The organism is Micromonospora arida, from assembly GCF_042873195.1.
GTDB lineage: Bacteria > Actinomycetota > Actinomycetes > Mycobacteriales > Micromonosporaceae > Micromonospora > Micromonospora arida.
Map to the genome: position 1 here is coordinate 18087 of NZ_JBIALC010000011.1, position 14419 is coordinate 32505.

Genomic DNA, 14419 nt, shown 5'->3' on the forward strand with positions numbered 1-14419 from the left:
TTGTTCAGTCTTGACTGGATCTACTATGCGATTTCGTGGATCCTGCTGACCTGGCACTCTGCCTGGGACGCAATCGGGGTGCCCGTCGGCGCGGTCATCGGCACCAACTTCGCCTGGATCCTGTCCATCGTCTTCCTGGTGGTCACCGTCCGGGTGATCCTGTTCCCGGTCTTCGTCAAGCAGATCAAGTCGCAGCGGGCGATGCAGGCGCTCCAGCCCAAGGTCAAGGAGCTTCAGGAGAAGCACAAGGGTGACCGGGAGACGCTCCAGAAAGAAATGATGGAGCTGTACAAGAAGGAGAAGGCCAACCCGCTGATGGGTTGCCTTCCGATGTTCCTTCAGATCCCGGTCTTCCTGGGCCTCTTCCACGTGCTGCGCCGGCTCGACCCGGACAAGCAGAACAAGACCCTCTACGGCTGGACCGTCGACCAGTTCCAGAGCGCCTCGCAGGCGAAGCTCTTCACCGCCCCGATCGCCGGCAAGTTCGGCTCCACGGCGGACGAACTGGCCAGCCTCGGCGCCAACGGCACCACCGTCAAGATCATTGCTGGCGTCCTGGTCCTGATCATGATCGGCACCACCTACCTGACCAGCCGTCAGATGATCCTCAAGACCGGCTGGGCGGAGGACCCGCAGCAGCGGATGATCCAGCGGCTGATGCTCTACGGCATCCCCGCGTCGCTGCTGATCTCCGGTGCGATCTTCCCGATCGGCGTCATCATCTACTGGGTCACCAACAACCTCTTCACCCTCGGCCAGCAGCAGTGGGTGCTGCGGAAGTTCCCGCCGCCGGTGACCGCCAAGAAGGCCGTCGCCCCCGCCGCCACCCGTAACCCGGTGCAGCCCGCCAAGTCCGGTGGCCTGTTCGGTCGGGGCAAGGCGGCCCCGCCGGCACCGGTCAAGGCGGCCGCGCCCAAGGTCGCCGCGCCGAAGCCGGGCGCCAAGCCGGTGAACAACCCGAAGAAGAGCCGCCCCGCCAAGCGGCAGGGCTGACCTACGAGGGCCGCCGCCGGTGATCCGGCGGCGGCCCGTTCCGCACCGCGCAGCCGCCGTACGGCCGGCGCCGGGCGGAACCGACCGCGCACCGCGCGGCCACGGGCGACACTGCCCGTACAGACGTGCCTGTGGGCACCGGCGACCTCCCGCCGGCCCCGGGAAACCAGTCGGACCCGACGGTCCGGCCGAGCGAGTACGGAGATGAGACCGTGACCGAGACCAGCATCCCCCGCGCCGAGCAGTCCCTGGACGAGGAGGAGACCGCCACGCTCGCGGTGGACGGCGACGACACCGAAGCCGATGACACCGAGGCGGACGACGACACCGACACCGCCGCTGGCACCCGGGTGAAGAAGGCTGTGGGCGAGGGCGACCTGTTCCGGCAGAGCGAGATCGCCGCCGACTACGTCGAGGGTCTGCTCGACATCCTCGACTACGACGGCGACATCGACGAGCTGGTCGCCGCCGGCCGTCCGATGGTCGAGGTGGTCGGCGAGCGGCTGCAGAATCTGGTCGGTCAGCGCGGTGCCACCCTGGAGGCGCTCCAGGAGCTGACCCGCCTTGCCGTCTTCCGGCAGACCGGTACGCCGAGCCGTCTGCTGCTCGACGTCGGTGGCTACCGGGCGAACCGCCGTAAGGAACTCGCCGCGGTCGCCAAGAACGCCGTCGAGAAGGTCAAGGAGTACGGCGAGCCGGTCCGCCTGGAGGCGATGTCCGCGTTCGAGCGTAAGTGCGTGCACGACGTGGTCAACGCCATGTCCGACGTGGCGAGCGAGTCCGAGGGTGTGGAGCCGAACCGGCGCATCGTCGTACGGCCGGCGGACTGATCGGGTGACCCACGACGACATCACGGCCGATGCCGTGTCCGGCCCGGGCGGCACGCCGCCCGGGCCGTCCGCTGTCCGCCCCGCCACCGTCGACGCCGATGCCGAATCGACCGGGCGTGACACCGCCCCGTCACCGGCCGACGCGGCGTTGCCGCCCGAGCTGGCCCCGGCCGCGCTGGCCCTCTTCGGTGACCGTCTCGACCTGGCCGCCGCGTACGCCGAACTGCTGGCCACCGACGGTGTGGTCCGCGGCCTGATCGGCCCCCGGGAGGCACCCCGCATCTGGGACCGGCACCTGCTCAACTGCGCTGCGGTCGCCGAACGGATCCCGTCCGGCGCGACGGTGCTCGACGTCGGCTCCGGCGCCGGTCTGCCGGGCCTCGTCCTGGCCATCGCTCGCCCTGACCTCACGGTCACTCTGATCGAGCCGCTGGCCCGGCGGACGTCGTTCCTGATCGAGGTCGTCGAGCGACTCGGTCTGGCCAGGTCGGTGCGGGTGTTCCGCGGCCGGGCCGACGAGGCGGCCAGCGGGTCGAGCGGCCGGGAGCCGATCAGCGGAGACGTGGTGACCGCGCGCGCGGTCGCGCCCCTGGATCGGCTCGCGGGCTGGAGCCTTCCCCTGGCGGTTCGCGGTGGGCGGCTGTTGGCGCTCAAGGGCTCGTCCGCCGCAGCCGAGATCGAGGAGCACGCCGAGGTGGTGGCGCGACTCGGCGGCGGGGAGCCGACCGTGCAGCTCTGCGGCGTCGGGGTGATCGCTCCACCCACCACGGTCGTGGAGATCGTGCGCGAGCGGATGGTCGGCCCGGCCCGCCCGGCGGCCAAGAAGCGCGCCCGGGGTGGACGCTCCCGCCGAGGTTGACACTTCGCGCCATCGGGCTTCCGGCCGGTGGGTTGCCTCGTTGTACCGGTACGGATGGACGAGGGGATGAGAACCCGACGTGGACCGGCCGCGCCCGTCCGCCGTAGGCTGACCGCGCGTCGATAGTGTGGAGCGGGTGACGGACGTCGCGGGTCTCCGACCGCTCCCGCGGGCCGTACGCTCCGGGTTGCGGGCGTGGATGCGGCCAAGTTGACCGGGGCGCGGACCGACCATCCGAAGCGGGCAGGGATGACAGGTGCATGACGACGGCAGGTACGACGATCCACGCGTGACCGGGTCGACCAGCGATCCCGTTTCACGTGAAACCGACTACCCGAGCTGGTCGCCCGGTGCGACCGGGCCATCGAACCGACCGACCGACAGCGACCCGCCGGCGCCGCTCGACCCCTCGTCGGGTCCCGCGCAGCCGGAGGGCTCGGCCATTCCGGAGCCGGCGAGTGGTCGTCGAACGCCGGAGGCGTCGAGTCGACCGGTCAACGCCGCCGAGGTGCGGTCGACCTCAGGTCGCCGCAACACCGCTGCGGCGGTTCGCTTCGAGCCGGCCGTCCCGCACCAACCCACTGCGGCGGCCGCTCGGGACGCCGCGCCGGTGGTCGCCGACGCACCGGTCGCTTCGACCGAGTCGTTGGCCGCCGTGGCGGCCGATCCCACGTACGTTTCACGTGAAACCCCGACGCGCGAAGAGGATGACCCACCGTTGGCTATGGAGGCGATGCGCGCCGTGCAGATCCTGAATCCCAGTGGCGAGGTGACCATGCCTCGGCCGGACCGGACCCGGGTCATGTGCGTCGCCAACCAGAAGGGTGGCGTGGGTAAGACCACCACCACCGTCAACCTTGCGGTAGCGCTCGCCCTGCATGGCAACCGGGTGCTGGTGGTCGACCTCGACCCGCAGGGCAACGCCTCGACCGGGCTCAACGTCCCACACCACACCGGAATCCCCGACGTGTACGACTGCCTGATCAACAGCGTGCCGCTGGCCGAGGTGGCACAGGCGGTCGAGGGCATCCCCAATCTCTGGTGCGTACCCGCGACCATCGACCTGGCCGGCGCGGAGATCGAGCTGGTGTCGGTGGTGGCCCGGGAGTCGCGCCTGGACCGGGCGATCGCCGCCTACCCGGGCGAGTTCGACTATGTGTTCATCGACTGCCCGCCCTCGCTCGGCCTGCTCACGGTCAACGCTCTGGTTGCCGCGCAGGAGGTGCTGATCCCGATCCAGTGCGAGTACTACGCGTTGGAAGGGCTCAACCAGCTGATCAACAACATCAACCTGGTACGCCAGCACCTCAACCCGAAGCTCGACGTCTCCACCATCCTGCTGACCATGTACGACCGTCGCACCCGTTTGGCCGACGCCGTCGAGCAGGACGTCCGGAACCACTTCGGCGACAAGGTTCTCCAGGCGGTCATCCCCCGCAACGTCCGGGTCTCCGAGGCGCCGAGCTACGGCCAGTCGGTGATGACCTACGATCCCGGTTCGCGGGGCGCCACGAGTTACTTCGAGGCCGCCCAGGAGATCGCCGAGCGGGGCGTCAAGGAGCCGGTGGGCCGGAATGCGTAGTGCGGACGAATCGCTGGGAGGCGTGGCATGAAGAACCGTCCTCGGGGCGGTCTGGGTAGGGGCCTGGGGGCGCTGATCCCGACCGGGCCGGCGCCGGCCGCCGCTGGCACCGCGACGGCGGAGCCGGAGAACGAGCACCTGGACGACGCGGAAACCGTGGCTGTCGCAGCGGTGCCGGCCGGAGCGCCGGTCCGTGAGCCGGAACCCGTGTTGAGCCCGGTGCCCGGTGCTCGATTCGCCGAGATCCCGGTCGACGCGATCATGCCCAACCCGAAGCAGCCCCGCCAGGTCTTCGATGAGGAGGCGCTGGAGGAGCTGAAGACCTCGATCCAGGAGGTCGGCTTCCTCCAGCCAATCGTCGTTCGGCAACTCGACGACGAGAAGTACGAACTGGTGATGGGCGAGCGGCGCTGGCGGGCCGCCCAGGCGGTGGGCCGGGAAAGCATTCCGGCGATCGTCCGCGACACCCGTGACGACGCGATGCTCCGCGACGCCCTGCTGGAGAACATCCACCGGGCGAACCTGAACCCTCTGGAAGAGGCCGCCGCCTACCAGCAACTGCTGGAGGAGTTCGGGGCCACCCACGAGGAGTTGGCCCGCCGGATTGGCCGGAGTCGCCCACAGATCTCCAACACGATCCGACTGCTGAACCTGCCCGCACAGGTGCAGCGCCGGGTTGCCGCAGGCATCCTGTCGGCGGGGCACGCCCGCGCTCTGCTGAGCCTCGACGAGGCGGAGGCGCAGGAACAGTTGGCCCTGCGGATCGTGGCCGAGGGACTGTCGGTTCGGGCGACCGAGGAGATCGTGGCCCTGGCACTCAACGACGGGCCGGCGAAGGGTCAGGCCGCCAAACGGCGCCCCAAGGCGCACGCGCCGGCCCTGACCGATCTCGCCGATCGGCTGTCCGACCGGTTCGACACCCGCGTGAAGGTGGACATCGGCCGGAGCAAGGGCAAGATCACGATTGAGTTCGCGACGGTTGACGACCTTGAGCGGATCGTCGGGATCATCGGAGTGCAACAGGAGGAGGGCGGGGAGGACTGACCCCGCCCGCTCGCCCTACGGCCGCGCTACCCCAAACGGGGGCGCGGCCGTTCTGCTTCCCGGGGTCGTCGCGGTTTCACGTGAAACAGACAGCGGCGCTGATTCGGCGGATCGGCGGGCCCTGCGGTCTCGTCGTCCTCGGCTCGACCAGCCCGGCCGGCGTCCCTCTCTGACGGCAGGAGGAGGAGTCGGCGGGAGTGGCGGGCGGATGGGCCGGTCACGCTGGCCCGCACGTTCGACAGCACAATCCGCAGGCGATGGGCGATGGGCGATGGGCGATGGGCGATGGGCGATGGGCGATGGGCGATGGGCGATGGGCGATGGGCGATGGGCGATGGGCAGCGGCACTGGCCGGCGGATGCGGTGGGCGGGGCCGCGATGGGGAGGGTGACGGGGCGCGGCGATGGACGACGAGCCGGCGTCGCGAGTGGCTCAGAGAGGCGGAGTGGACGCAGCGGCGGGCAGCGGACGCGGCACACCCCGCCGACTCCCCGACTCGCACCGCCGCACCGCCGCACCGCCGCGCCGCCGCACCGCCGCGCTGGCCGCGCCGCCGCGCTGGCCGCGTCGGCCGCACCGCCGCGCCGGCCGCACCGCGCGCCGGTGTCCGACGCATGATCAGGTGATGAGAAGTAGGCACGAGACGTCCCGCAGACCTATTTCTCATCACCTGATCATGGGAACGGTAAGCCGGGTGCAGGGGCTGAGGCGGCGGTGGGCCGCCGCCCCAGCCCAAGGCAACTGGTCGGTCAGCGAGCGGCCCGGTCGGCCAGCAGCCGTCGAGGGGTTCCACCGCAGCAGTCGGGGTGGGGGTTGTCTGCTGGCGGCTGGTGAGGTGAGTGCGGGCGCCGGTGGATCCTCTACACGCGTCGCAGAGGGCTTCGGGATGGTCCACTCGACCCGCAGTCACCCCCTGCGCCGATCAAAGCGTCAGCGGGCCGCTGAGTGGCGCGAAACGACGTCTCGTGGTCATTGGCAGGTGTGCCGAGGCTCTCAGGCGCGGTCAATCTGGCGGAACCGCCTCGCAGCGACCTAGGTGTGAGTCCGCCGGGCCGCCGGGCCGCCGGGCCGCCGGGCCGCCGGGCGGCCGGGCCACATGAACTAGGTGTGCGGGCGGTAGACCGGTGCGAGTCCAGCCCCAGCTCGCCGGATTGCGTCTACTGCCCGGCATCTCGGTTTCACGTGAAACCGAGCTAGCGGCTCGCTGGCATCGACCGGAAACCCTGGAGTCGACGGTCAAGGGGAGTCGCCCCTCCCAGGCGCGCGATATCGGTGCTGCGGTTCGATCTCCCCGTCCTGTGGCGCTTAGGGCATTCGAGCGCCCAGGCCGCGCGGGCCGGGGGTCTGCTGACACGGCCCGCGAACGAGCCAAGCTGTCGCCGCCGACGTGTGCCACATCAGCCAGCGGGCGGTCGTCGGCGACCGAAATACCGGGCCAGCGGTGACATGCGGAGCCGATCGGAGCGCCCCCGTCCAATTCCGTCTCTAGTCGCCATCGAACCCGCCGATTTGGCGGGTCTCGGACAACGACCGACTGGCCGAAAAGTTATCCACACCGGTTGTCCACAGGCACCCCCCGTTTCACGTGAAACAGCGCGTGGGAGCGGGTGCGAGCCTGTGGATGACGGCCTGTGTTCAGGATCTCGGCAGCCTGTGGATATCGCCTCTCGGCGCCCCGCGCGGCCACGCGCAGCCGGTCGACGGCGGGCACCGATCCGGTGGCCCGTGACCGCTCGAACAGGTAGGGACAGCGGTGCCAGACTCGGTTAGGGTCAGCGTCGTGCACGACAACCCTCCCTCAGTCCCGGACTTCACCCAGTGGCCGTCATTTCCCTTTGAGGGTGACCTCCACGTGAAGCAACTCGATGATCCGGTCCCGGTCGAACCGCCCCGGAAGGGCGAGGGTCTCCGGGAATGCACCGCCTGCAACGCACCCGACGACGCCTACATCTGGGTGGGCGAGCGGTGGCGGGTCCGCGCCATGGACCGGCCCACCGGCCTGCCCATGGTGCTCATCCTGGAATCGCGCACCCACCTCGACCTCGGCGACCTGCCGAACCTGCTGGCCGCCGAGCTTGGGGTGATGACCGTACGTCTGGAGCGGGCCATCCGGTCGCTCGACGGCGTGGCACGGGTGCACGTCAATCGCTGGGGCGACGGCTCGGCTCATCTGCACATGTGGTTCCTCGCCCGTCCGTACGGCCGCCTTCAGCTGCGGGGCACGTTCCTGTCCCTGTGGGACTCGATCCTGCCGCCGATCTCCGAGGCGCAGTGGCGGGAAAATCTGGCGCTCGTCGCGGCCTGGCTCGCCGAGTTCGGTGGCCGCCCGCTCGCCGAGCCGCCCCGCATCCAATGGCAGGCGCCGTCCAGTCTGCTGGCCCAGTCCGCTGCCGCCGATGCCGCTGCCGCAGCGGAGGCTGCCTCAGCGGCAGCAGCCGGGACGGAGGCGGTCTCGGTCATCGAGGCGGCAGAGGAGATCCCGGAACCAGCGCTCGACGCCACTCCTGATCCGGCCGACGCCGACAGCGGGCCCCGCGCCGAACCGGTCGTGGACCGGGACGGTGCCGGCTCGACGACGACCACCGTCACCGACCGCGCGGCTGAACCCGCCCGGTCGGCCACGGTCAGCGGTTCGGCGGCTGAACCCGTTCGGACGGCATCCGCCACCAATCCGCCCGGCATCCCGACCTCCGGCACCCGGGACTCCACCGCCGCAGCACTAGGCAGCGCAGCATCCGGCAGCGCCACCACGACGGCCACCGACGGACTCCACGTTGGCTCGGTGGAGACGGCCACCGGCGGGCCCCACGTCGGCCCGGCGAGCGGAAGCACCGGCGAGGCTGGTTCCGCCAACCCGGCCGCGTCCGACCTGGCCGCCGAGGGCGCCTCCGGAGAGGCCGTCAGTAAGACCGCCCCCGAGAAGGGCGCCGGCACTCCGGGCGCGGCCGCGCGCAGCAACGGCAGCGACAAACCCGACGTACGCGCGACCCACTGATCTGGAACCGACCATGAGGTTGACCCCGACAGGCCAGCCTCATGGTCGTCCGCGGGTGGTCCGCAGGGCCGAACGGGTTGGCGGGTAGGTCAGTGCTTGGTGAGGCGGGCTGCGGCTCGGGCGACCAGGGTGCCGAGGAGTCGGCCGAAGTCCAGCCCGGCCGCCTGCACGGCGAGCGGAAGCAGTGACGTCTCCGTCATCCCTGGCGAGACGTTGACCTCCAGCACGTGCGGCTGGCCGGCTGCGTCCACGATCACGTCGACGCGGGAGAGATCCCGTAGACCGAGCGCGGTGTGTGCGGCGAGGGCCACGTCAGCGACCGTGGCGGCAACCTCCGGGTCCAGCCGGGCGGGGGCGTGCCAGGTGGTCCGTCCTGCGGTGTAGCGGGCGGCGTAGTCGTACACGCCGTTGCGCGGCACGATCTCCACCGGCGGCAGTGCCTGCGGGCCGTCGCCGAGGTCGACGACGGAGACTGCCACATCCATCCCCGGCACGTACCGCTCCACGAGCGCCGTGGAGTAGTACGCGAAGCAGCCGACCATCGCGGCGGGCAGCGCGGCGGCGTCCCGGACCACCGCCCCGCCCAGCCCGGACCCGCCCTGCGCCGGCTTCACCATCAGGGGTACGCCCAGGCGGTCGACGATCCGGTCCAGGACGGCGACCGCGCCGAGCTCGGAGAAACGATCGTGCGGGAGCGCCACCCAGTCCGGGGTGGGGATGCCGGCCTCGCGGAGCACCGCCTTGGCCGAGGGCTTGTCCCAGGCGACCCGGGAGGCCCGAGCGTCGCAGCCGACGTACGGGACGTCGCACAGATCCAGCACACCGCGCAGTGAGCCGTCCTCGCCGGTCGCGCCGTGCAGTGCGATCACCACGGCGTCCGGCGGGTCGGCCGCGAGTGCCGGTAGCAGCGCCACGTCCGCGTCTCGCAGCTCGGCTTCCACCCCGACGGCGCGCAGCGCGTCGAGCACCCGACGACCTGAACGCAGCGACACGTCCCGTTCGTAGGAGAGCCCACCGGCGAGCACCACGACGCGCAGGTCGGCCGAGATGGCGGAATCGGTCACGAGGAGGTGCTCGGCGGTCGTACCCATGCCGGCATCATGCCAAGTCGGGCCCGGGCACGTCGGAGCCGGCCCGGCCGCGTCGGCCGGCGGCTCCACCCACGGCACCGAAGACCCGGCGCATCGCGATTTCCTGCTCCATCACACCGGCCAGCCGGCGGACGCCCTCGCGGATCCGCTCCGGCGGCGGGAAGCTGAAGTTGAGCCGCATCGCGTCGGTGCCGGTGCCGTCGGCGTAGAAGCCGGTGCCGGGAACGTAGGCGACCCGGGCGGCGACCGCTCGCGGCATCATGGCCTTCGAGTCGAGCCCGTCGGGCAGGCTGGCCCACACGAAGAGACCGCCGGCCGGGGTGGTCCAGCTGGTGCCCTCGGGCATCAGGTCGGCCATCGCGTCGAGCAGGGCGTCCCGGCGTTCCCGGTAGACCTCGCGATAGACCTTGAGCTGCTGCCGCCAGGGCATCGTGCTCAGGTAGGTGGCCACCGCGGCCTGTGCGTAACCGCTGGGGCAGAGGATCTGCGCCTCGCTGGCGATGACCAGTTTGTCGCGGACCGCGTGCGGCGCCAGGATCCAGCCGACCCGCAGCCCGGGGGCGAAGGTCTTGGAGAAGGTGCTGAGGTAGAAGACGCCGTCGCGGCGGCGGGCCCGCAGGGGGGCCGGGGCCTCACCCTCGAACCCCAGCTGGCCGTACGGGTCGTCCTCGACGACGAGCAGGCCGGCGCGCTCACAGATGTCGAGCACCCGTTCCCGGCGCTCCTCGCTGAGCGTCACGCCGGTCGGGTTCTGGTAGGTGGGGATCGTGTAGAGGAACTTGACCCGCTGGCCCGCGCGGGCGAGGTCGGCGATGGCCGTCTCCAGCGCCTCCGGGATCAGCCCGTCCGCATCCATCGGTACGTGGACGACCTGCGCCTGGGCGGCCTGAAACACGCCGAGCGCACCGACGTACGTCGGCCCCTCGGCGAGCACCACGTCACCCGGGTCGAGGAAGAGCCGGGCCACCAGGTCCAGTGCCTGCTGCCCGCCCACGGTGACCACGACGTCTTCGGGGGAAGCACCGCACGCGGCGTCGATCCCGGAGAGCGACATCACCTCGCAGATCCGCTCGCGCAGCTCGAGGGTGCCCTGACCAATGCCGTACTGAAGGGTGGTCACGCCGTGCTCGGAACCGAGCCGGCCGAGCATCTCGCCGACCGCGTCCAGCGGAAGGGCGGCGATGTACGGTGCGCCGCCGGCGAGCGAGACGACCTCCGGACGACTTGCCACCGCGAAAAGTGCTCGGATCTCGGAGGCGGTCATCCCGCGTACCCGCCGGGCGTACCGGTCGGTGTAGTCGTCGAGTGTCGTGCCGGTCATGACCTCACCTCGATCGCTGCTCGAGTGGCTCCCGCCCCGGGTACCCCGCACACCGCTGACCATGGCGGCGGGCACACCGATTGTCGATCCTAGTCCGCCAGAGTCGTGCTGCCGGCGTGCCGAGGCAGATCGACCACATGGCGGACCGTCCTCGGCGTCCCCCGTTGCGGTGGGCATCTGCGCGTCCCCTCCCGTATCGCCGATCGGCGGCGTACGATCGCTCGTCGGGGGCAGGAAGGCGGCGCTGTCGTTCCATGCCGGTCTCACCACCGAGCCTATTGTGGGGATGCGCCATATGTCGCGACGTCTGGTCAGCCTGACCCTCGACACGTTGGAAGACCTCCCGCGTCCGTGCCGGCAGTGCGTCTACTGGGAGCTCGATCCGGTCTCCGCGGACCGGGCCTGCGCCGCTGGCGATCCGGGCCTGGAGAAGGAGGCGTGGGTCTCGCAGACGCTGCTGGAGTGGGGCTCCTGCGGCAAACTCGCGTACGTCGACGGCATGCCGGCCGGCTTCGTGATGTACGCCCCGCCCGCCTACGTGCCCCGATCGATGGCGTTCCCTACCTCACCGGTCTCCGCGGACGCGGCACTGTTGATGACCGCCAACGTGGTCGCCGCGTTCTCCGGCGGCGGGTTGGGCCGGATGCTGGTGCAGGGTGTCGCCCGGGATCTGACCAAGCGTGGGATCAAGGCGATCGAGGCGTTCGGCGACGCCAAGTTCGGCGACGCGGACGACCCCGCCGGTGGTTGCGTGGCCCCGGTCGACTTCTTCCTCTCCGTGGGCTTCAAGACCGTACGTCCGCATCCGCGCTTCCCTCGGTTGCGTCTTGAGCTGCGTACGGCTCTGAGCTGGAAGTCCGACGTCGAGTACGCGCTGGAGAAGCTGCTCGGGTCGATGAGCCCCGAGACCCTGCTCCGGCCGGTCCGTCCCGCCCCGGCCACCCGCTCCACCAACGGCTGACGCCCGGCGGCGAATCAGTCCACCACCGTGCCGGCGGTCACCACGGCACGCAGTTCGCTGACGTCGAGCGATCCGGTCGGGACGTCTCGTTCGATCGGGTAGTACATCCGCTGCACCGCGGCCACGATCGCCTCCACCACCCGGTCCCGGAACCGGGGGTCGACGAGGTGGGCGCGGTCCGTCGGCGAGGTGAGGTAGCCGACCTCGACCCGGACGGCGGGCATCCGCGTGAGTCGCAGCAACTCCCACGTCTTGGCGTGGGTACGGCAGTCCCGCAGCCCGGTGCGGGCGACGATCTCCCGCTGCACCAGCCCGGCCAGGCGTTCACCGGTCGCCGAGGTCACCCCGTTGTCGGTGCCGTAGTGGTAGGTCGCGACGCCCTCCGCATCCGGGTTGGCGTGGCCGTCCAGGTGCAGCGAGATGAACACGTCGGCGCCGAGCGAGTTGGCGAGCAGGGCCCGGTCGGTGTCCGGCAGGCAACTGTCGGGCGACGGGCCTCGGGTGAGCTGCACCCGCACCCCGGAGGCGGCGAGTCGCCCCTCCAGTCGGCTGGCCAGGTCGTGCACCAGGTCCGCCTCGGTCCAGCGCAGCGAGCCGTCGGGCACCACCATCCCGGGGTCGGTGCCGCCGTGCCCCGGGTCGATGACGACCGTCTTGCCGACCAACGCCGGCCCGGACTGCCGGATCGCGTCAGATTCGCGGAGCCACTGCGGGCGGCCACCGACCACCTTGCGGCCGATGCGGCGGAGCGCGTTCATGGTGTGGGGGCCGCAGGAGCCGTCCGGGGTGAGCCCGACCTCACGCTGGAACTGGGCCACCGCACGCGACGTCCGGACGCCGTAGATCGCGTCCGCGCGGCCCACGTCGTACCCCATCTCCAGCAGTCGCTCCTGTAGCGACCGGACGTCCTCGCCGGTGAGCGGCTCGGGAACCGCGTGGTAGAGGGTGCGGGCGCCGAGCCGCCAACGGGCGGCATCCAGGGCACGCCAGGTCTCCGCGCCGACGCGGCCGTCCACGCTGAGCCCGCGCGACTGCTGGAACGCGCGGACCGCCCGCTCGGTGTCGAGGTCGAACTCGTCGGTGTGCGAGCCGGCGGCGGCGAGCAGGTCGAGGCCGGTCAGGATGGTACGGATCTCCGTGACCGCGGGTCCCCGGTCACCGGGTCGGATCGGACGCACGCACGACCCCCTCTGCACGACGCTGGCTGGCCGGGCGGCCCAGGCTTGAGGCTATGCGCTCCGGGGCGGCGAGGTGGCTGGGCCGAGAAATACGTCGGCGGTACGGCCGAGAAGCAACCGAACCCCGCACCCGGCGAGCGGGTACGGGGTTCGGTTGATGTTGCTGCTGGTCAGAGGGCCGATTCGATGAGCCGGACCAGCTCGCCCTTCGGCTTGGCACCGGCGATCGACTGCACCGGCTGGCCGTTCTTGAAGACGGTGAGCGTCGGCACCGACATCACCCGGTAGGCCCGGGCGGTCTCCGGGTTCTCGTCGATGTTGAGCTTGACGATGGTGACCTGGTCACCCATCTCCCGGGCGATCTCCTCGAGCAGCGGCGACACCTTGCGGCACGGCCCGCACCACTCCGCCCAGAAGTCCACCAGCACCGGCTTGTCGGCCTGCAGCACGTCAGCGACGAAGCTCTTGTCGGTGACCGCCTTGGTTGTTCCCACTATGCCCCTCCTCCGGGATGTGTTCAGTGTTTCAGCTGAGCGTCGCGATGAACCGCTCGGCGTCGAGCGCGGCGGCACAACCGGTGCCGGCCGCGGTGATCGCCTGACGGTAGGTGTGGTCGACCACGTCGCCGGCGGCGAAGACACCGGGCACGTTGGTGCGGGTGCTCGGGGCGTGGACCTTCACGTAGCCCTCGTCGTCCAGCTCGACCTGGCCCTGGAACAGCTCGCTGCGAGGGTCGTGACCGATCGCGACGAAGACGCCGGTCACGTCCATCACCTTGGTCTCGCCGGTGTGCACGTTGCGGACGCGTACGCCGGTGACCTTGCCGTCCTCGCCGAGGATCTCCTCGACGGTGCTGTTCCACTCGACCTTGATCTTCTCGTTGCTCAGCGCCCGGTCGGCCATGATCTTGCTGGCCCGGAACGAGTCGCGGCGGTGGATGATGGTGACCGACTCCGCGAAGCGGGTGAGGAAGGTGGCCTCCTCCATCGCCGAGTCGCCGCCGCCGACGACCACGATCTGCTGGTTGCGGAAGAAGAAGCCGTCACAGGTGGCACACGCGGAGACGCCGTGGCCCAGGTATTCCTGCTCACCGGGCACGCCCAGCGGACGCCAGGCCGACCCGGTGGAGAGAATGATGGATCGCGCCCGGTAGGCGGTCTCGCCGACCCAGACGGTGCTCACCGCGCCGGAGCCGGCGTCGCCGGTGTCCACCAGCTCGACCCGGGTCACGTCGTCGGTGAGGAACTCGGCGCCGAACCGCTCGGCCTGCTTGCGCATGTTGTCCATCAGCTCGGGGCCGAGGATGCCGTCGGCGAAGCCGGGGAAGTTTTCCACCTCGGTCGTGGTCATCAGCGCGCCACCGGACTGCACGCCCTCAATGATCAGCGGCTTCAGGTTGGCACGTGCGGCGTAGACCGCCGCTGTGTAGCCGGCCGGCCCGGAGCCGATGATGATCAGGTTGCGGACCTCGTCCACTGCCGTCTCCCGAGTTGTGTGTGTTCGGCGTCGGCGCGAGCACCGATGCTGATCCGAGTCGCCGACGCCTGGGTGGGGCCGGCAGCTGA

11 protein-coding genes and 1 pseudogene are annotated in these 14419 nt (G+C 70.8%); 7 read left to right on the forward strand and 5 right to left on the reverse strand.

Features of this window, described 5'->3' with window-relative positions:
• The 6 genes and pseudogenes from yidC to ACFYP0_RS26195 all read left to right on the forward strand — a co-directional run.
• Nucleotides 1-993: a membrane protein insertase YidC gene (gene yidC / locus ACFYP0_RS26170; RefSeq protein ID WP_355495454.1), complete on the forward strand. Its 993-nt coding sequence runs from the start codon at nucleotides 1-3 to the stop codon at nucleotides 991-993.
• Nucleotides 994-1205: 212 nt separating this feature from the next.
• Nucleotides 1206-1823 (forward strand): Jag family protein, encoded by a 618-nt coding sequence (locus ACFYP0_RS26175; RefSeq protein ID WP_124854785.1) that lies wholly within the window; start codon nucleotides 1206-1208, stop codon nucleotides 1821-1823.
• Nucleotides 1824-1971: 148 nt separating this feature from the next.
• Nucleotides 1972-2682 carry a 16S rRNA (guanine(527)-N(7))-methyltransferase RsmG gene (gene rsmG / locus ACFYP0_RS26180; RefSeq protein ID WP_355495686.1) on the forward strand — a complete coding sequence of 237 codons (711 nt, stop codon included), beginning with the start codon at nucleotides 1972-1974 and terminating at the stop codon, nucleotides 2680-2682.
• A gap of 256 nt (nucleotides 2683-2938) precedes the next feature.
• On the forward strand, nucleotides 2939-4264 hold the full coding sequence (locus ACFYP0_RS26185) for a ParA family protein (protein WP_355495456.1): 1326 nt from the start codon (nucleotides 2939-2941) through the stop codon (nucleotides 4262-4264).
• Nucleotides 4265-4291: 27 nt separating this feature from the next.
• A complete protein-coding gene (locus ACFYP0_RS26190; protein ID WP_355495458.1) occupies nucleotides 4292-5308 on the forward strand; it encodes a ParB/RepB/Spo0J family partition protein in 1017 nt (338 codons plus the stop codon).
• Nucleotides 5309-7313: 2005 nt separating this feature from the next.
• A pseudogene (locus ACFYP0_RS26195) lies at nucleotides 7314-7680 on the forward strand (hypothetical protein); the annotation flags it as partial.
• Between the two features lie 712 nt (nucleotides 7681-8392).
• On the opposite strand, the gene ACFYP0_RS26200 reads toward ACFYP0_RS26195, so the two are convergent.
• Complete coding sequence (locus tag ACFYP0_RS26200; protein WP_355495460.1) at nucleotides 8393-9394, reverse strand: D-alanine--D-alanine ligase family protein; 1002 nt, start codon at nucleotides 9392-9394, stop codon at nucleotides 8393-8395.
• A gap of 7 nt (nucleotides 9395-9401) precedes the next feature.
• Entirely contained in the window at nucleotides 9402-10715 is a 1314-nt protein-coding gene (locus ACFYP0_RS26205; RefSeq protein ID WP_112584007.1) for an aminotransferase-like domain-containing protein, read from the reverse strand.
• A gap of 295 nt (nucleotides 10716-11010) precedes the next feature.
• On the opposite strand from ACFYP0_RS26205, the gene ACFYP0_RS26210 reads away from it, so the two are divergent.
• A complete protein-coding gene (locus tag ACFYP0_RS26210) occupies nucleotides 11011-11676 on the forward strand; it encodes a GNAT family N-acetyltransferase (RefSeq protein WP_091396576.1) in 666 nt (221 codons plus the stop codon).
• Between the two features lie 14 nt (nucleotides 11677-11690).
• On the opposite strand, the gene ACFYP0_RS26215 is transcribed toward ACFYP0_RS26210, so the two are convergent.
• The 3 genes from ACFYP0_RS26215 to trxB form a co-directional block, all read right to left on the reverse strand.
• A complete protein-coding gene (locus ACFYP0_RS26215; RefSeq protein WP_124860442.1) occupies nucleotides 11691-12854 on the reverse strand; it encodes an N-acetylmuramoyl-L-alanine amidase in 1164 nt (387 codons plus the stop codon).
• A gap of 170 nt (nucleotides 12855-13024) precedes the next feature.
• Nucleotides 13025-13348 carry a thioredoxin gene (trxA, locus tag ACFYP0_RS26220; protein WP_030331849.1) on the reverse strand — a complete coding sequence of 108 codons (324 nt, stop codon included), beginning with the start codon at nucleotides 13346-13348 and terminating at the stop codon, nucleotides 13025-13027.
• Between the two features lie 31 nt (nucleotides 13349-13379).
• Complete coding sequence (trxB, locus tag ACFYP0_RS26225; RefSeq protein ID WP_124860440.1) at nucleotides 13380-14330, reverse strand: thioredoxin-disulfide reductase; 951 nt, start codon at nucleotides 14328-14330, stop codon at nucleotides 13380-13382.
• Nucleotides 14331-14419 lie beyond the last annotated feature (89 nt).